The following is a 20056-nucleotide window of genomic DNA, read 5'->3' on the forward strand; positions in this document are numbered from 1 at the left end:
AAGTGATTGAGGATTTATCAAGATTTTTGCATTTGTCCCTGGTCCAGACTCATTTAGCCGATTAGACAGAAAGCGTATCTGTAAATTAATGTGAATTATGGATAATGTTACAGCCATAATTGAGCTTTTTGTCATCCCGACTTCTGCCGTTAGAGAGAATACCAGCCTCACCCGAAGATTCCTCTTTGCGTCGGGATGACAAAAATTTCTACTGCGGTATACTGACTTACTAACAAGCTTTTACACTATCAACCATCCATAATTCACATTAAATTATAAAAACGCGGCCTCCTGATTGCTCGGGAGGCCGCGTTCATTCAGTGACTCAACAAGTGTTTATTGCTTCATCACCTTTACCGTAGTTGTTTGCGTCGGCGTCGATGCGCGTAACAGATAGAGCCCACTTACACGGCCTATTCGTACCGTCTGACGCTCGCTGTCATTTGCTTTCTCAACAGTCTGTTCGCTTACAACACGGCCCTGCATATCAGTCATGACCAGGCGAAGTGCTTTATCTTTCGCACCACGTACTTCGACATCAACTGTCTCGCCCTGAACAGGGTTACCAAACACTTGCACCTCCAACGGAGTCTCCTCTGTTTTTGATAGTGCCTGACGTCCCTGAGCAGGACAACCCTGGATGGGGCACTCCTGACGGATGTTGAACAAGAATGGCATGCCTGTAACGTAATTACCGTTGACCAGCTGGCGGATCTGAATCTCGATCGGCGCTGCATCGCAAGCCGTACGCGTCTCGCGGTCGATGATCACATTGCAGTTGGTCGTCCAGTCCGTGACACCTACTGCCCTGAACTCAATCACACCACCCCAACTGTAGCCACCCGTACCAGTGAACTTGATAGCTCCTGTCGAGGTCAAGCTAGCACAATCGAAGATCGGCCGCGTTGCCCGCAGTGGTGTACCGTCTAAGTTACTGCTACCACAGGTGTTGGCTGATGGCGGCAAGACGACATTGGCGGACTGGACAATGATGTTGAAGGTAGTCGATACCTCCCCTCCGTTGTTGTCGAAAGCAGTTACCGTTATTGGGTAGGTGCCTTCCGTCTGAGCCGTACCACCGAACCGGCGGCTGCTGAAGGTCAGACCGGCTGGCAGCTGGCTTACAGCGTACAACAACTCATCACCGTCTGGATCGCTGAAGGCGTTCTGAGGCAGTGTATAGTCGAAGGCAACACCCACCTTGGTGGTCTGGTCAGGTATACCTGCGTTGACCACCGGTGCCCGGTTGGTTGGCTGGATGGTACCGCAACCCTGGATGGGGCACTCCTGACGGATGTTGAACACGTACGACGTACCCATCACATACTGGCCGTTGACCAGCTGACGAGTCTGGATCTCCAGCGGTGAGGCATCACAAGCCGTTCGTGTTTCACGGTCGATGACCACGTTGCAGTTGGTCGTCCAGTCGGTGATGCCGATGGCTTTGAACTCAATCACTCCGCCCGATGCATTACCACCAGCCGCCGTGAACTTGATAGCTCCCGTTGAGGTCAGCGTTGCACAATCGAAGATCGGCCGCGTTGCCCGCAGTGGTGTACCATCTAAGTTACTGCTACCACAGGTGTTGGTTGGCGGCACACCATCGGCAGGCCGGACAATGATGTTGAAGGTGGTAGACACCGAACCACCGTTATTGTCGAAAGCAGTTACCGTTATTGGGTAGGTGCCTTCCGTCTGAGCCGTACCACCGAACCGGCGGCTGCTGAAGGTCAGACCGGCTGGCAGCTGGCTTACAGCGTACAACAACTCATCACCGTCTGGATCGCTGAAGGCGTTCTGAGGCAGTGTATAGTCGAAGGCAACACCCACCTTGGTGGTCTGGTCAGGTATACCTGCGTTGACCACCGGTGCCCGGTTGGTTGGCTGGATGGTACCGCAACCCTGGATGGGGCACTCCTGACGGATGTTGAACACGTACGACGTACCCATCACATACTGGCCGTTGACCAGCTGACGAGTCTGGATCTCCAGCGGTGAGGCATCACAAGCCGTTCGTGTTTCACGGTCGATGACCACGTTGCAGTTGGTCGTCCAGTCGGTGATGCCGATGGCTTTGAACTCAATCACTCCGCCTGATGCATTACCACCAGCCGCCGTGAACTTGATAGCTCCCGTTGAGGTCAGCGTTGCACAATCGAAGATCGGCCGCGTTGCCCGCAGTGGTGTACCATCTAAGTTACTGCTACCGCAAACAGGAGCAGCAGGCGATACCACACTTAGGATATACGTCGTGCTCACCGAGCCACCTCCCGTATCCGTGGCCGTTACCGTCACCGTGAAGGGCGAACCTACGGTCGTACTAGGCGTCCCTGAGATGATACCCGTAATCGGATCAATGCTAACGCCCTGGGGCAGCGGACCGGCCGTGAAGGTCAGCGCATCTGTATCAGTAAAGGCAGCTGCTGTAGTTGTGCTATACGCTACCCCTACCGTCGCTGACTGCGGTGAACTAATCGGCGTACCCGTCAAGGTCGGCGGATTATTAGGCGTTACCGCTGGCGCTACAATCAACGTAAAGCTACCGTTTGCCGTCAGTCCACCGAGATCACTCACTACTACGGTGATCCCGAAGGTACCACTCGTTGAAGGAGCCCCCGTGATCACGCCCGTGCCCGCATCGATACTCAAGGAAGCAGGTAGGTTAGGCGAGCTGAAGCTCAGCGTCTGGCTCTCCGGATCGGAGAAGGCATAAGCCGTAGGAATGCTTACCCCTACCCCTACCGTCGCGTTGATCGGTGAAGTCAGGCTCTGCGAGAGCACCGGTGCCTGGTTGGGCACAGGGTTAATGGTGAAGATAAACTCATCGCTCACACTGGCACCCTGAGGGTCCGTTGCCGTCACGGTTACACTGAAGGGCGAACCCGTCGTAGTAGTAGGCGTTCCCGAGATTACTCCCGTCGTGGCATTAAAGCTGATACCTGGTGGCAGGTTGGTCACACTCACCGTCAGGCTGCCACTCTCGGGATCCGAGAAGGTGTTAGCCGGAATGGTGTAGCTGAAGCTTGTGCCTACGGTAGCTACCTGGTCAGGTAGTTGGTTATTTAACACTGGTGCCTGGTTAGGCACAGCCGCTGGCACTACGATCAGATCAAAGCTACCACTCGCTGTTAGACTTTGTGGATCACTCACTACCACGGTGATCCCGAAGGTACCACTCGTTGAAGGAGCGCCTGTGATCAGGCCCGTACCCGCATCAATGCTCAGCGATGCTGGCAGGTTGGGGGAGCTGAAGCTCAGCGGGCCGCCCTCCGGATCGGAGAAGGCATAGGCCGTAGGAATGCTCACGCCCACGCCCACCGTCGCGTTGATGGGTGAGGTTAGCGACTGACTCAGCACCGGGGCCTGGTTAGGCACAGCTGCTGGCACCACGATCAGATCAAAGCTACCACTCGCTGTTAGACTTTGTGGATCACTCACCACTACGGTGATCCCGAAGGTACCACTCGTTGAAGGAGCCCCCGTGATCACCCCTGTACCCGCATCAATGCTCAGCGATGCTGGCAGGTTGGGCGAGCTGAAGCTCAGCGGGCCGCCCTCCGGATCGGAGAAGGCATAGGCCGTAGGAATGCTCACCCCCACGCCCACCGTCGCATTGATGGGTGAGGTCAGGGACTGACTCAGCACCGGTGCCTGGTTAGGCACAGCCGCTGGTACTACGATCAGATCAAAGCTACCACTCGCTGTTAGACTTTGTGGATCACTCACTACCACGGTGATCCCGAAGGTACCACTCGTTGAAGGAGCGCCTGTGATCACCCCGGTACCCGCATCGATACTTAACGATGCTGGCAGGTTAGGCGAGCTGAAGCTCAGCGGGCCGCCCTCCGGATCGGAGAAGGCATAAGCCGTAGGAATGCTTACCCCCACGCCCACCGTCGCGTTGATCGGTGAGGTCAGGCTTTGCGAGAGCACCGGTGCCTGGTTAGGCACAGCCGCTGGCACTACGATCAGATCAAAGCTACCACTCGCTGTTAGACTTTGTGGATCACTCGCTACCACGGTGATCCCGAAGGTACCACTCGTTGAAGGAGCGCCTGTGATCACCCCGGTACCCGCATCGATACTTAACGATGCTGGCAGGTTGGGGGAGCTGAAGCTCAGCGGGCCGCCCTCCGGATCGGAGAAGGCATAAGCCGTAGGAATGCTCACGCCCACCCCTACTGTACCATTGATCGGTGAGGTTAGCGACTGACTCAGCACTGGTGCCTGGTTAGGCACAGCCGCTGGCACTACGATCAGATCAAAGCTACCACTCGCTGTTAGACTTTGTGGATCACTCACCACTACGGTGATCCCGAAGGTACCACTCGTTGAAGGAGCCCCCGTGATCACCCCTGTACCTGCATCAATGCTCAGCGATGCTGGCAGGTTGGGCGAGCTGAAGCTCAGCGGGCCGCCCTCCGGATCGGAGAAGGCATAGGCCGTAGGAATGCTCACCCCCACGCCCACCGTCGCGTTGATGGGTGAGGTCAGGGACTGACTCAGCACCGGTGCCTGGTTAGGCACAGCCGCTGGTACTACGATCAGATCAAAGCTACCACTCGCTGTTAGACTTTGTGGATCACTCACTACCACGGTGATCCCGAAGGTACCACTCGTTGAAGGAGCGCCTGTGATCACCCCGGTACCCGCATCAATGCTCAGCGATGCTGGCAGGTTGGGGGAGCTGAAGCTCAGCGGGCCGCCCTCCGGATCGGAGAAGGCATAGGCCGTAGGAATGCTTACCCCTACCCCTACCGTCGCATTGATGGGTGAGGTCAGGCTCTGCGAGAGTACCGGGGCCTGGTTAGGCACAGCTGCTGGCACTACGATCAGATCAAAGCTACCACTCGCTGTTAGACTTTGTGGATCACTCACTACCACGGTGATCCCGAAGGTACCACTCGTTGAAGGAGCCCCCGTGATCACCCCTGTACCCGCATCGATACTCAAGGAAGCAGGTAGGTTGGGGGAGCTGAAGCTCAGCGGGCCGCCCTCCGGATCGGAGAAGGCATAAGCCGTAGGGATGCTTACCCCTACCCCTACTGTACCATTGATGGGTGAGGTCAGGCTCTGCGAGAGTACCGGTGCCTGGTTAGGCACAGCCGCTGGCACTACGATCAGATCAAAGCTACCACTCGCTGTTAGACTTTGTGGATCACTCACCACTACGGTGATCCCGAAGGTACCACTCGTTGAAGGAGCCCCCGTGATCACCCCTGTACCTGCATCAATGCTCAGCGATGCTGGCAGGTTGGGGGAGCTGAAGCTCAGCGGGCCGCCCTCCGGATCGGAGAAGGCATAGGCCGTAGGAATGCTTACCCCTACCCCTACTGTTGCGTTGATGGGTGAGGTCAGGCTCTGCGAGAGTACCGGTGCCTGGTTAGGCACAGCCGCTGGTACTACGATCAGATCAAAGCTACCACTCGCTGTTAGACTTTGTGGATCACTCACTACCACGGTGATCCCGAAGGTACCACTCGTTGAAGGAGCGCCCGTGATCAGCCCCGTACCCGCATCGATGCTTAAGGAAGCAGGTAAGTTAGGGGAGCTGAAGCTCAGCGGTCCACCCTCAGGGTCAGCGAAGGCATAAGCCGTGGGGATGCTTACCCCTACCCCTACTGTTGCGTTGATGGGTGAGGTCAGCGACTGGCTCAGCACCGGTGCCTGGTTAGGCACAGCTGCTGGCACTACAATCAGATCAAAGCTACCACTCGCTGTTAGACTTTGTGGATCACTCGCTACCACGGTGATCCCGAAGGTACCACTCGTTGAAGGAGCGCCCGTGATCAGCCCCGTACCCGCATCGATGCTTAACGATGCTGGCAGGTTAGGCGAGCTGAAGCTCAGCGGGCCGCCCTCCGGATCGGAGAAGGCATAAGCCGTAGGGATGCTTACCCCTACCCCTACTGTACCATTGATGGGTGAGGTCAGGCTCTGCGAGAGTACCGGTGCCTGGTTAGGCACAGCCGCTGGCACCACGATCAGATCAAAGCTACCACTCGCTGTTAGACTTTGTGGATCACTCGCTACCACGGTGATCCCGAAGGTACCACTCGTTGAAGGAGCCCCCGTGATCACCCCGGTACCCGCATCAATGCTCAGCGATGCTGGCAGGTTGGGCGAGCTGAAGCTCAGCGGGCCGCCCTCCGGATCGGAGAAGGCATAAGCCGTAGGAATGCTCACCCCCACGCCCACCGTCGCGTTGATGGGTGAGGTTAGCGACTGACTCAGCACCGGTGCCTGGTTAGGCACAGCTGCTGGCACCACGATCAGATCAAAGCTGCCACTCGTTGTTAGACTTTGTGGATCACTCACTACCACGGTGATCCCGAAGGTACCACTCGTTGAAGGAGCCCCCGTGATCACCCCTGTACCTGCATCAATGCTCAGCGATGCTGGCAGGTTGGGGGAGCTGAAGCTCAGCGGGCCGCCCTCCGGATCGGAGAAGGCATAGGCCGTAGGAATGCTTACCCCTACCCCTACCGTCGCATTGATGGGTGAGGTCAGGCTCTGCGAGAGTACCGGGGCCTGGTTAGGCACAGCTGCTGGCACTACGATCAGATCAAAGCTACCACTCGCTGTTAGACTTTGTGGATCACTCACTACCACGGTGATCCCGAAGGTACCACTCGTTGAAGGAGCCCCCGTGATCAGGCCCGTACCCGCATCAATGCTCAGCGATGCTGGCAGGTTGGGGGAGCTGAAGCTCAGCGGGCCGCCCTCCGGATCGGAGAAGGCATAGGCCGTAGGAATGCTTACCCCTACCCCTACTGTACCATTGATGGGTGAGGTCAGGCTCTGCGAGAGTACCGGTGCCTGGTTAGGCACAGCCGCTGGCACCACGATCAGATCAAAGCTACCACTCGCTGTTAGACTTTGTGGATCACTCACTACCACGGTGATCCCGAAGGTACCACTCGTTGAAGGAGCGCCCGTGATCACCCCTGTACCTGCATCAATGCTCAGCGATGCTGGCAGGTTGGGGGAGCTGAAGCTCAGCGGGCCGCCCTCCGGATCGGAGAAGGCATAGGCCGTAGGAATGCTTACCCCTACCCCTACTGTACCATTGATCGGTGAGGTCAGGGACTGACTCAGCACTGGTGCCTGGTTAGGCACAGCTGCTGGCACCACGATCAGATCAAAGCTACCACTCGCTGTTAGACTTTGTGGATCACTCACTACCACGGTGATCCCGAAGGTACCACTCGTTGAAGGAGCCCCCGTGATCAGGCCCGTACCTGCATCGATACTTAACGATGCTGGCAGGTTGGGGGAGCTGAAGCTCAGCGGGCCGCCCTCCGGATCGGAGAAGGCATAGGCCGTAGGAATGCTTACCCCTACCCCTACTGTACCATTGATGGGTGAGGTCAGGCTCTGCGAGAGCACCGGTGCCTGGTTAGGCACAGCCGCTGGCACCACGATCAGATCAAAGCTACCACTCGCTGTTAGACTTTGTGGATCACTCGCTACCACGGTGATCCCGAAGGTACCACTCGTTGAAGGAGCGCCCGTGATCACCCCTGTACCTGCATCAATGCTCAGCGATGCTGGCAGGTTGGGGGAGCTGAAGCTCAGCGGGCCGCCCTCCGGATCGGAGAAGGCATAGGCCGTAGGAATGCTCACCCCTACCCCTACTGTACCATTGATGGGTGAGGTCAGGCTCTGCGAGAGCACCGGTGCCTGGTTAGGCACAGCCGCTGGCACCACGATCAGATCAAAGCTACCACTCGCTGTTAGACTTTGTGGATCACTCACTACCACGGTGATCCCGAAGGTACCACTCGTTGAAGGAGCCCCCGTGATCAGGCCCGTACCTGCATCGATACTTAACGATGCTGGCAGGTTGGGGGAGCTGAAGCTCAGCGGGCCGCCCTCCGGATCGGAGAAGGCATAGGCCGTAGGAATGCTCACCCCCACGCCCACCGTCGCATTGATGGGTGAGGTTAGCGACTGACTCAGCACCGGGGCCTGGTTAGGCACAGCTGCTGGCACCACGATCAGATCAAAGCTACCACTCGCTGTTAGACTTTGTGGATCACTCGCTACCACGGTGATCCCGAAGGTACCACTCGTTGAAGGAGCGCCTGTGATCAGGCCCGTACCTGCATCAATGCTCAGCGATGCTGGCAGGTTGGGGGAGCTGAAGCTCAGCGGGCCGCCCTCCGGATCGGAGAAGGCATAGGCCGTAGGAATGCTTACCCCTACCCCTACTGTACCATTGATGGGTGAGGTCAGGCTCTGCGAGAGCACCGGTGCCTGGTTAGGCACAGCCGCTGGCACTACGATCAGATCAAAGCTACCACTCGCTGTTAGACTTTGTGGATCACTCACTACCACGGTGATCCCGAAGGTACCACTCGTTGAAGGAGCCCCCGTGATCAGGCCCGTACCTGCATCGATACTTAACGATGCTGGCAGGTTGGGGGAGCTGAAGCTCAGCGGGCCGCCCTCCGGATCGGAGAAGGCATAGGCCGTAGGAATGCTTACCCCTACCCCTACTGTACCATTGATGGGTGAGGTCAGGCTCTGCGAGAGCACCGGTGCCTGGTTAGGCACAGCCGCTGGCACCACGATCAGATCAAAGCTACCACTCGCTGTTAGACTTTGTGGATCACTCACTACCACGGTGATCCCGAAGGTACCACTCGTTGAAGGAGCGCCTGTGATCAGGCCCGTACCCGCATCGATACTTAACGATGCTGGCAGGTTAGGCGAGCTGAAGCTCAGCGGGCCGCCCTCCGGATCGGAGAAGGCATAAGCCGTAGGAATGCTTACCCCTACCCCTACTGTACCATTGATCGGTGAGGTCAGGGACTGACTCAGCACTGGTGCCTGGTTAGGCACAGCTGCTGGCACCACGATCAGATCAAAGCTACCACTCGCTGTTAGACTTTGTGGATCACTCACTACCACGGTGATCCCGAAGGTACCACTCGTTGAAGGAGCCCCCGTGATCAGGCCCGTACCTGCATCGATACTTAACGATGCTGGCAGGTTGGGGGAGCTGAAGCTCAGCGGGCCGCCCTCCGGATCGGAGAAGGCATAGGCCGTAGGAATGCTTACCCCTACCCCTACTGTACCATTGATGGGTGAGGTCAGGCTCTGCGAGAGTACCGGGGCCTGGTTAGGCACCGGTGCTACAACCGTCAAGCTAACAACGGTAGCGGGGCTTACACATCCCCCTTGCGTACATACAGCAGAGAAGCTAAACACTCCGGTAGCCGATGTTGCTACGGTTATATCTCCATTCCCAATAGCACCGTTAGAACCAGTGTAGCTTACTGTACCAGTAGAACAGCTAGCGTTAAACAACACATCGCCTGAGTTTTGAACAACTGATAAAGAAGTCTGACCGGCTGGATATGTTTGCCCTGATGCTGTAACAACCACAGGAGGCTGAACATTGGCTACGCTCACCGGCACCTGAACACTAGCGACAGGTTGACCTGCTACGAAAGCTGTTACTGTTAAATTTTGGTTGCCTGCAGGCAATCCGTTGATAGTCGCAACACCTTCATCATTAATTGCAGAAACATCTATTCCGACGGGCCCAGTAATAGAGAGACTAACTACACCATCGTTAATACCGAAATTGGATGGGAGTACAGTCAACGATAGAGGCTGACCGAAACAGATAGATGCAGCTGCAGACACTGAGAAGATGGGAGTAACTGCGTTTACATCTAAATCAATGATGGTCGGCAAACTCAAACAGCCGCCGTTGTTGCAGAGCACCGTCAGACTTTGCACATCTGCCGAGGTAACAGAAACACTAACGATACCGCTCAGATCGCCCAGATTGGTTAGGTTGACCAGTGTGCCCGCTGGACATAAACCCGTCACGGACAACACGCTGCCTATAGTGGCCGTCAAGGTGCCTGGCTGGCTAGGAGCCTCAGGTTGAGCCAGCACATCCAGCGTAGCGGTGGTACTGGCCAGAGGCACCCCACCCAGACTTACGCTCACGCTGATGGGCACATCATCGCCTACCGTTAGGTTGCCACCCGATACAGAGACAACCCCATTAGAGCTTAGTGCTCCTACTGTTAGCGTTCCGCTTGGTGTGCTGGCCGTGATGGTCAGCCCAGCCTGACCCAGATCCAGGTTAGTCGGCAGCAGGGTCAAGGAGACAGGAGCACCCACGCAGACCGAACCCGGTGCTTGCAGGGCTAAGCTCGCTACCACAGGGTTAAGTACATCGACATTGACGATAGTCGGTAAACTTAAACAGGTGCCGTTGGTACACAAGACCGTCAGGCTCTGCAAGCCAGCGGCACTCGTTGAGACAGGGATGGTGCCTAAGCCTACCAGGTTACCCGGTACGGTCAGCGTGGTGCCCGTTGGGCACAGGCCCGACACAGACAGCACACTGCCCACCGTAGCCGTCAGGGTGCCCGGAGAGCTGGGCGCCGTGGGCAGCTCCAGTACGTTGAGGTTGGTGGTGGCCGAAGCCAGCGGCACTCCCGCCAGGCTGGCCGTCACCGTCACCGAGTTGAGTCCTACCGTCAGGTTGCCTCCCGAGATGGCGATCACGCCCCCGTTGAGCACATTCACATCCAAGGCTCCGGTAGGCGTGCTGGCCGTGATGGTCAGCCCAGCCTGACCCAGATCCAGGTTAGTCGGCAGCAAGGTCAGTGAGGCAGGGGCACCCACGCACACTGAGCCCGGCGCTTGCAGGGCTAAGCTCGCTACCACAGGGTTAAGTACATCGACATTGACGATAGTCGGTAAACTTAAACAGGTGCCGTTGGTACACAAGACCGTCAGGCTCTGCAAGCCAGCGGCACTCGTTGAGACAGGGATGGTGCCTAAGCCTACCAGGTTACCCGGTACGGTCAGCGTGGTGCCCGTTGGGCACAGGCCCGACACAGACAGCACACTGCCCACCGTAGCCGTCAGGGTGCCCGGAGAGCTGGGCGCCGTGGGCAGGTCCAGTACGTTGAGGTTGGTGGTGGCCGAAGCCAGCGGCACTCCCGCCAGGCTGGCCGTTACCGTCACCGAGTTGAGTCCTACCGTCAGGTTGCCTCCCGAGATGGCGATCACGCCCCCGTTGAGCACATTCACATCCAAGGCTCCGCTTGGTGTGCTGGCCGTGATGGTCAGCCCAGCCTGACCCAGATCCAGGTTGGTCGGCAGCAAGGTCAAGGAGACAGGGGCACCCACGCACACTGAGCCCGGCGCTTGCAGGGCTAAGCTCGCTACCACAGGGTTGAGCACATCGACATTGACGATAGTCGGTAAACTTAAACAGGTGCCGTTGGTACACAAGACCGTCAGGCTCTGCAAGCCAGCGGCACTGGTCGAGACGGGGATGGTGCCTAAGCCTACCAGGTTGCCCGGCACGGTCAGCGTGGTGCCCGTTGGGCACAGGCCCGACACAGACAGCACACTGCCCACCGTAGCCGTCAGGGTGCCCGGAGAGCTGGGCGCCGTGGGCAGCTCCAGTACGTTGAGGTTGGTGGTGGCCGAAGCCAGCGGCACTCCCGCCAGGCTGGCCGTCACCGTCACCGAGTTGAGTCCCACCGTCAGGTTACCCCCCGAGATGGCGATCACGCCCCCGTTGAGCACATTCACATCCAAGGCTCCGGTAGGCGTGCTGGCCGTGATAGCCAAACCGGCCTGACCCAGATCCAGGTTAGTCGGCAGTAAGGTCAGTGAGGCAGGGGCACCCACGCACACTGAGCCCGGCGCTTGCAGGGCTAAGCTCGCTACCACAGGGTTAAGTACATCGACATTGACGATAGTCGGTAAACTCAAGCACGTACCGTTGGTACACAGCACTGTCAAACTCTGCAAGCCAGCGGCACTGGTCGAGACGGGGATGGTGCCTAAGCCTACCAGGTTGCCCGGCACGGTCAGCGTGGTGCCCGTTGGGCACAGGCCCGTCACAGACAGCACACTGCCCACCGTAGCCGTCAGGGTGCCCGGAGAGCTGGGCGCCGTGGGCAGCTCCAGTACGTTGAGGTTGGTGGTGGCCGAAGCCAGCGGCACTCCCGCCAGGCTGGCCGTCACCGTCACCGAGTTGAGTCCCACCGTCAGGTTACCCCCCGAGATGGCGATCACGCCCCCGTTGAGCACATTCACATCCAAGGCTCCGGTAGGCGTGCTGGCCGTGATGGTCAGCCCAGCCTGACCCAGATCCAGGTTAGTCGGCAGCAGGGTCAAGGAGACAGGGGCACCCACGCAGACCGAGCCCGGTGCCTGCAAACCCAGACCGGCATTGAGTGTTGGCAGATTCAACGTTGTTGGAGCACTTGAACAAGGTCCATCCGAGCAGGCCACCGTAATCGATTGACCTGCCAATGCTGGTGTCAAAGTCAATGGGCCAATTCCAGTAGTACCACCGGCTAATGTGTAGCTTACTGTACCTGATGTGCAACTAGCCAGATTCAGTACACTACCAGCAGTGGCTGTTGTAGGAATTTGAGGGGTAAGAACAGGCAGACCGGTAACTGTGATCGGAACTTGCAGCGTAAGAGGCAAGCCTACACCTAAAGGACTGGCTGTTACTGTTAAGTTTCTTACTCCGGTAGTTAAAGTCGGTGAGGTATTAACCGTTATCAGACTATTACCGGAGCCAACAGTCGATGTAAGGCCACTTGGGCTTGATACTTGAAGGTTGACAGCATTGAGAGGCAATGTTCCTGCTAATACAGATACATTTACGGACTGTCCTGCACATACTGGTCCCGGGGCATTTATGCTTATAAGTTGCGCCTTAGCCCCGAATGGCAGAAACAGCACCAACGTCATACCCGCGAGGTAGATGCGGTGCTTGACGGCCAGCTTAGCATACAGCAGTCGGTGCCATACAGATAAGGGCGTCCTAAAAGGCAAAGAGGTGACTGGTTTAGAGCCAATCAGAAAACTGAGTAATTGGCGTAACCAGCTAATCAGCAGGAATAGAAATATTCGCATGAGATGTCTGATTAAAGTTGAATTGAAAAAGTGGTTGCAAACTCATCCTTACACGTCTGGTGAGCCATAGCTGTGAACGTGTTGAACCGAAAGAACTTTGACGTATTGGAAGAACAGTGAAGAAGATTCTTTTCAGTAGTAGCTCCTAGAGAACAGATGTTGAAAGGAGTCGGTAGCCAATCAGCACGATGCACCCTGTCGAGCAACTCTCCAATCTTCTTAGTGTAAGCGCTTGACGTAATGGCTACAGCGCTACCTAACGACGTAAACAAATGCTGGGTATTGATTTTTCTCCCGAGAACTGTTAACGCCAACCCGCTCACTACATGGCTGACAAGGTGTAGCCGTCTATTCATAGATATGTTTGGTTGAAGATTGACTCCGTAACTAGTCGATGCGTAGCAGGGGATTTACGACAATGAGTAAATGCCTGGCGTAGAGAAGTGCTCTACCATAAGGGAAGGCGAACAGCCTAACAATCACAGTGAGAGGCTTTCACGAAGAAGATTGCGCACGTGCCATTGAGATAGTAAAATTTTGTTGAATAGAAGAATATCCAATTAACCTTTAAGCCAGTTTACAACTACTATTGCGTAGCATTTACCCATTAAAGGACACGAATCTATATCTAATAAATTAAATGTCAATCTGAAGTTACTCTAAAATTTATTTTATTTTGATTTAGTAAATAAAATATTAGTCTTTTTAAGAGAATCGTTATTGAATAAATACAAATTGCTGTACCATTACAAATAGCTTTTTATAGGGCATTAGAATACGAAATCAATAGATTATAAAATATTAGCGAAAGATGTAGTTTGAAAAAAGTCCAATTTTCTGCTTGTACAAACTAATTTTACATTATTAATCTCTTTTGTTAGCCGTATTAGCTGGTTCAACTAAAGTATCTGTACGCAGATTTCTGTTTAATAATATGATGTATATTTTATTGATCTTCAATAAGTTAATATTTAAAAGGCCCCTATATACGTATAATCACGAACTTTAGATTTATAAAATATATTAAATTATTTTTAGTAGTTTTTTACCTAATTTATTTATTACATATCCTGGTTAGTAACCTTCTACCTTTACATAAATTTTTTGTTACTGTACCTCTTATAACATTCACAAATAAGTTACTTTATGAAAAGTAGTTATTTATCCTGATTAAAAAATAATTTATCACATACTAGGCGGCCTTCATATGTTAGTCTACGTCTTAAAAAACGACTCGATAACCGTTGATACACATTAATGATATATGAACAAATCAGATACTAAATTCGGTGCTTTGGCGAGCTTCAGTTCTAAAGTTAGAATACCTCTAAAACATAAGTAGCCCGAGCAGATAGACATCCATCTGCTCGGGCTACTTATATAACGGCACCTACTACCGCTTAGTACTGTACGTTAATGATGTTACCTACTTTTACGCTTACGAAGCCTTTAATTCTTCTAAAGCTGGATAATCAATATATCCTTGCTCACCCGGTGTGTAGAATGTATTAAAATCAGGCTGGGCGAGTTCAGCGCCTTCTTTCAGCCGATCAACTAAGTCAGGGTTAGCGATGAACGGGCGACCGAATGCAATTAAGTCAGCCTGGCCGCTTTGCAACGCTTGCTCTGCACGTTCTGCGTCGTAGCCTCCACTCAAAATAAGCGCACCTTCATAGGTAGCCCGAATGGCTTCTACAATTGCTGGATCAACGGCTGGGGCACCCATAGACGTATGATCGACTAAGTGAACGTAAACCACGTAATCTGATAGCTTATCAGCTACGTATGTGTAGATCTCGTCATCGGCTGGTGAATAGGGCATGTCGTTAAAAACACCATAGGGAGACAGCCGAATGCCGGTTTTATCTTTTCCAATGGCCTTACTGACTGCTTCGGCAATTTCCAGAGCGAAACGAGCATTGTTTTCAGCTGAGCCGCCATACTCGTCCGTCCGCTGATTGCTGCTGGAACGTAAGAACTGCTCAATCAGGTAGCCGTTAGCGCCGTGAAGCTCGACACCGTCGAAACCAGCCTCAATTGCGTTCTTAGCCGCCTGGACAAACTCCTGAACAACCAGCTTCACCTCCTCCGTGGTCAGCGCACGGGGCGTTGGATGATCCTGCATGCCATCGGTATCGGTATAAATTTGACCTCCAGCCGCGATGGCCGACGGAGCAATTACCTCGGCCCCTTCGTGCATGTTAACCGGATGCCCAATGCGTCCACTATGCATAAGTTGGGCAAAAATCCGCCCGCCTTTGGCATGAACAGCTTCCGTAACTTTCTTCCAGCCTGCAACTTGGGCGGCCGTATATAACCCAGGTACACGGGCGTAGCCATTACCGTTGGCCGAGGGAGCAATGCCTTCTGTAATGATTAATCCGGCTGACGCACGCTGAGCGTAATACGTTGCCATAATGTCGGTCACATTATGATCGGCAGTTGCCCGGTTTCGGGTCATGGGAGCCATGACGATGTGGTTGGCTAGCGTCAGTGCACCCAGTGTTGCTTCCGAAAAAAGTTTTTGTGCCATGAGTGTTGTTTGTCGTGTTGAAATTTGGATTCGAGCAGACAACACAATCAAATATTTAAAAGTTTGAATGTTTTACATTAAAAAAACTCAGGTGAGTTTTTCCAGAAAGCCTGATAATTGCTGCAGTGATTCTTTGTTGAGCGTGAGGTGTAGATTCCGGCCCTCTTTTTGTGCATTTACCAAACCACTTTCCGTTAGCTGTTTTACATGGTGAGACACGCAGGGCTGCGACAAGCCCGTCAGTTCCTGAATATCAGTACTGGTCAGGCTTCCCTTGCGCGACAATTCCAATAAAATTGACAACCGGTAGCGGTCAGCGATGGCACCGGTAGCTTTTTCGACAAAACGATTTTCCATGTATACTTCAGACAAGTGTCTGCAATGCTCTAAGATACCAAACCAACAAATTACTATCGGGTATGGTGCCAACGCCTTATAGTCTCCTGAAAGGGCGCTGTCGTTCGTACAAATAATACCAGCCATTGCTTATTCTACTCATCAGCGCCAGTTCGGGTCAATAAGTGCTAATTTGTTCTTCCGATACATAACCGGTGCAGTAAGTTAATTCAGAACCCGGAGAATCCAGTACTTTTGCCACAACGGTGAAGCAGTAAATAATTCATCAGTGAAAAAGCGGACATTCTGCGTACTTACTAAAAAGCATACAGTGACAACCGTTTGGTCATCTTATATTCCATGAAAGTAGTAGGGTTCAGTTTTATACGTAACGCCGTTCGATTCGATTACCCGATTGTTGAAGCGATTACGTCCATCCTGCCCCTTTGTGACGAGTTCGTGATAGCAGTTGGTGATTCAAGCGACAATACACTTGCCTTAATCGAAGCGATACCTTCCGATAAAATTAGAATCATTCATACTATCTGGGACCCGAACGCCCGGGCGGGCGGGCAGGTGTTGGCACAGGAAACCGATAAAGCGCTCGCGGCCGTTTCGCCCGATGCTGATTGGGCCTTTTATATTCAGGGCGACGAGGTGCTTCATGAAAATGACATTCCTGTAGTAAGGGAAGCTATGCAGGCCTACTTGAATGATGCTAGTGTGGAGGGTTTACTGTTTAAATACATCCATTTTTACGGTTCCTATAGCTACGTTGGTGCCTCCCGACGATGGTATCGGCACGAGATCCGGGTGATTCGTAATACGGGTAAGGTCGTATCGTATAAAGATGCGCAGGGGTTCCGAACACGCGACAACCGTAAACTGAAGGTGAAGCTAATCGACGCGCACATTTATCACTACGGTTGGGTAAAACCCCCAAAAACGCAGACTGAACGTCTACAAAGTATGCACCGGTTTTATCATAACGACGATTCAAACGAAGCGCCAACTACGGCCGCAGAAGCCTTCGATTACAGTCAGATCGACGCATTAACTCACTTTACGGGTACACACCCAGCAGTGATGCAACCCCGGGTCAACCGCCTGAACTGGCCGTTTACTTTTGATACCAGCCAGAAACATTACACGCCCCGCGTACGCTTACTGACATTTATTGAAAAGCTGACCGGCTGGCGAATTGGAGAATACAAAAATTATAAATTGTAAAAAGCGGGACTGACTCGGCAACTTAAGGTCACCAGTCATTCCCGCCTTCACTAATAGCTGAATTAACGCTTTATGATTTTCACGGTGCTACTTTGCATAGCAGACGTTGTCCGTAGCAATAACAAACCTGATTGCTGCCGGCTTACATCAAACTGCTGTCCCTCAGTAGCTTGCGTCGACTCCAACGTTCTATTTTCGATCAACCGTCCGTTCACGTCAGTTAACTGAATACCGAGCGTCTGGCCCTTAACACCTTCAATCCTGACACGCAGTTGCTCGCTGATAGGGTTACCCAGAACGGTCACCTTTAGTTTGCTCTCAAGCGCCGGTACCGCTACCCTGGCGCGTCCACAGGCGGCTTTCAGGTTCCAAGTATACGTTACGTTACAACCTGTCCGCTCTGGTGGGCCATGAGCGTGAAGGGTTGCACATCGTTGGCCGTTCGGCTTTCCTGGTCTACAAACTGGTTCGGATTCGTTGTCCAGCTAATAATACTATTGGCCTGGTACTCAACTGCCGAACCATCGCCCCCGCTCGTGCGGAAGGTAAATGCTCCACTGCCACAGTCATACGTGGGCGGCAATAAAGTCAGCGTGGTAATAGATGAGCCACCCGAAGGGGGTACGTAACCACAATAGGCGCTCACATAAGCCTTCAGGTCAAACGTGTACTGCGCGGTTTTGTCATCTTGTATGGCCGTGATTGATGGTAATTGGGCCGGGCCTGTTGCGTAAGCTCTGCCCCACAAGGCCGGTGCCACTGGTGGGCGAGTCGATGGTAACTCCCGATGCTAGGATCCTTACGCAGCCCTTGTTCCACCGTACCGAAGTTATCCGTCGCATTGGCCCGGGTAATGCCATTGAACCTAATGGCGCCAGTCTGGCAGTTGTAGGTTGGCTGAACTAAAACCAGTGAAGAAGTAACGTCTGGTTTAACAATCCACGCTGGGGCGGCCTGGGTAAACCGGGCACAATTGATCAGGACAATAAGAAGCATAATCCATTTAAGGCCTGTCATACTGTATTTGTCTTCCATAAAACTTATTGATAAGAGAATGGCATTAATCGAACAAAAAGATTGCTTAAGCCCTGCAAACATAGTTTTGCCGCCAGAATCGGGCTTACCGATTTGGGACAATTCCTGTCCTGTTTGGGACACTTACCTTACTTTTCTCCTAGATCGCATTAAAAAATGGTTAAATGAATCGGCCTGCTCTTCGTTAATAGCGATTACGTTCGACTTGTCAGGTCTTTGCCCCATTCTATTCCGCTTGTAAACGCAAGAAGGCTCCCCGCCAGCGGGAGAGCCTTCTTGCTCAAAGCAATTCTATCTAACTACACATCACATATCAGCACTGCTTCTTTTAAGCTTGTCAGCGGGTCGCGCTTTGGAATGAATTCCTGGGCTACGTACCCTTTGAAACCCGTCTCGACAATGGCCTTCATGATAGCCGGGTAATACAACTCCTGCGTGTCGTCGATTTCATTGCGGCCCGGATTTCCACCCGTATGATAGTGGCCGATATACTTGCTGCTGTCACGAATGGTACGAATGATATCCCCCTCCATGATCTGCATGTGATAAATATCGTACAGCAGTTTAAAGTTTTCCGAGCCAACGCGCTTGCAGAGGTCTACGCCCCAGGCCGTGTGATCGCACATGTAATCTTTATGATTGACTTTGCTGTTGAGCAATTCCATAATCATCGTGATTCCGTACTTCTCCGCACTTGGCATCAGGCGCTTCAGACCAACGGCGCAGTTCTCAAGTCCCTTCTCGTCGCTCATTCCCCGGCGATTGCCCGAAAAGCAGATAACCGTATTCAGACCAGCTTCTTTTAACTTTGGGAAGATGGCTTCGTAGCTGGCAACGAGTTCATCATGAAGCTTCGGATCATTGAAGCCGTCGTTAATGCCTTTGCCCGCTCCCTGCGGCAGTGCACAGGTCAACCCATATTTTTTCAAGGTGGGCCACTCGTCGGGTCCAGTCAGATCGATGGACTTGATGCCCATTTCTTTGGCGGCTTTGCAAAGGTCATCCAGGGATATTTTGCTGTAACACCACCGACAGACCGAGTGGTTGATACGACCTTTCAGTACGGTAGTCGCTTGTTCAGAAGTTGTCATAGAATGGGCAAGGGAGTCGGTCAGGGCTGGCAAGGTCAGGGCCGTACCAGTTAGGGTTTTCAGGGCCGTTCGGCGTATCATAATAAGTGAAAGAGTGAATGAGCGAAAGAGCGAACCGTGTGAGGAGCTCTTCCGCTCACTCACTCTCTCGCTCTTTCATTCTTGAATTATAGCTCGCGAATACGAATATTACGGTACCACACCTTATTGCCGTGGTCTTGCAGGGCGATATGGCCAGTAGCGTATTTACCAAAGCCGTCCCACCCCTTAAATTTACTTTCGGCTACCATTTTATCCCACTCAGGACCGCTTGTGGGGTACTCAGCCGTCTTTTTACCGTTCAGGTATTGCTCGGCTTTGCCATTGTTAACAACCAGCTTAGCCTTATTCCATTCACCAGCGGGTTTGGCTGCACCGGGGGTAATGGGCTTTTGCAGGTCATAAAGGGCGCCTGCGGTCCGGTTGCCGTCGCGGCCCTGCTTGGCGTCGGGGTGGCGCTCGTTATCCAGCACCTGCATTTCTGGGCCGGTCTGATACGTGGCTTTGTATTTAGGATCTTCATGAACGTGGTAGATGATGCCGCTGTTGCCGCCTTCGGCAATTTTCCATTCAACTTCCAGTTCAAAGTTTCCGTATTCCTTGTCGGTCACCAGGTCGCCAGCACCACCCGATACGAGATGGATAGCGCCGTCATCGACCGTCCACTTGTCCGATACGGGCTGACCCGCTTTCAGATAGATGTGCCAGCCGGTCAGTGACTTCCCATCAAATAAAGTTTCCCACTTGCCTTTTTTCGGTTTTTCGGGATTAGTAGTGTTAGCGATGGTCTTTACGTTAAGGGTCAGTGCGAGGGCGAGCAGACCAACGACAGATACACGCGGGTAGTTCATAGTTGAGAATCGTTAGGATT

Annotated in this window: 8 protein-coding genes; 1 reads left to right on the forward strand and 7 read right to left on the reverse strand. The window is 53.5% G+C overall.

The features are described from left to right. Positions 1 to 336 precede the first annotated feature (336 nt). The 3 genes from ACFSUS_RS05145 to ACFSUS_RS05155 form a co-directional block, all read right to left on the reverse strand. Positions 337 to 12921, reverse strand: a complete 12585-nt coding sequence (locus ACFSUS_RS05145) for a putative Ig domain-containing protein (protein ID WP_381520021.1) — start codon at positions 12919 to 12921, stop codon at positions 337 to 339. Between the two features lie 1438 nt (positions 12922 to 14359). Next, a complete protein-coding gene (locus ACFSUS_RS05150; RefSeq protein WP_381520024.1) occupies positions 14360 to 15454 on the reverse strand; it encodes an alkene reductase in 1095 nt (364 codons plus the stop codon). Positions 15455 to 15541: 87 nt separating this feature from the next. Beyond that, the gene (locus ACFSUS_RS05155) at positions 15542 to 15811 is read right to left on the reverse strand and encodes an ArsR/SmtB family transcription factor (protein ID WP_381520027.1); all 270 of its coding nucleotides are present in this window, start codon (positions 15809 to 15811) and stop codon (positions 15542 to 15544) included. A gap of 339 nt (positions 15812 to 16150) precedes the next feature. Between ACFSUS_RS05155 and ACFSUS_RS05160 the strand changes: the two genes are divergently transcribed. Further along, positions 16151 to 17020, forward strand: coding sequence for a glycosyltransferase family protein (locus ACFSUS_RS05160; protein ID WP_381520029.1), 870 nt, complete (start codon positions 16151 to 16153; stop codon positions 17018 to 17020). Between the two features lie 62 nt (positions 17021 to 17082). Here ACFSUS_RS05160 and ACFSUS_RS05165 read toward each other — a convergent pair whose 3' ends face one another. The 4 genes from ACFSUS_RS05165 to ACFSUS_RS05180 all read right to left on the reverse strand — a co-directional run bounded on the left by ACFSUS_RS05165 (position 17083) and on the right by ACFSUS_RS05180 (position 20036). After that, positions 17083 to 17325 (reverse strand): T9SS type A sorting domain-containing protein, encoded by a 243-nt coding sequence (locus ACFSUS_RS05165; protein ID WP_381520032.1) that lies wholly within the window; start codon positions 17323 to 17325, stop codon positions 17083 to 17085. Between the two features lie 74 nt (positions 17326 to 17399). Next, on the reverse strand, positions 17400 to 17780 hold the full coding sequence (locus ACFSUS_RS05170; protein ID WP_381520034.1) for a hypothetical protein: 381 nt from the start codon (positions 17778 to 17780) through the stop codon (positions 17400 to 17402). Positions 17781 to 18354: 574 nt separating this feature from the next. Further along, positions 18355 to 19227, reverse strand: coding sequence for a hydroxypyruvate isomerase family protein (locus ACFSUS_RS05175; RefSeq protein WP_381520037.1), 873 nt, complete (start codon positions 19225 to 19227; stop codon positions 18355 to 18357). Positions 19228 to 19313: 86 nt separating this feature from the next. Continuing rightward, positions 19314 to 20036 carry a 3-keto-disaccharide hydrolase gene (locus ACFSUS_RS05180; RefSeq protein WP_381520040.1) on the reverse strand — a complete coding sequence of 241 codons (723 nt, stop codon included), beginning with the start codon at positions 20034 to 20036 and terminating at the stop codon, positions 19314 to 19316. Positions 20037 to 20056: the final 20 nt, after the last annotated feature.

The sequence above is a fragment of the Spirosoma soli genome, from assembly GCF_042684525.1.
GTDB lineage: Bacteria > Bacteroidota > Bacteroidia > Cytophagales > Spirosomataceae > Spirosoma > Spirosoma soli.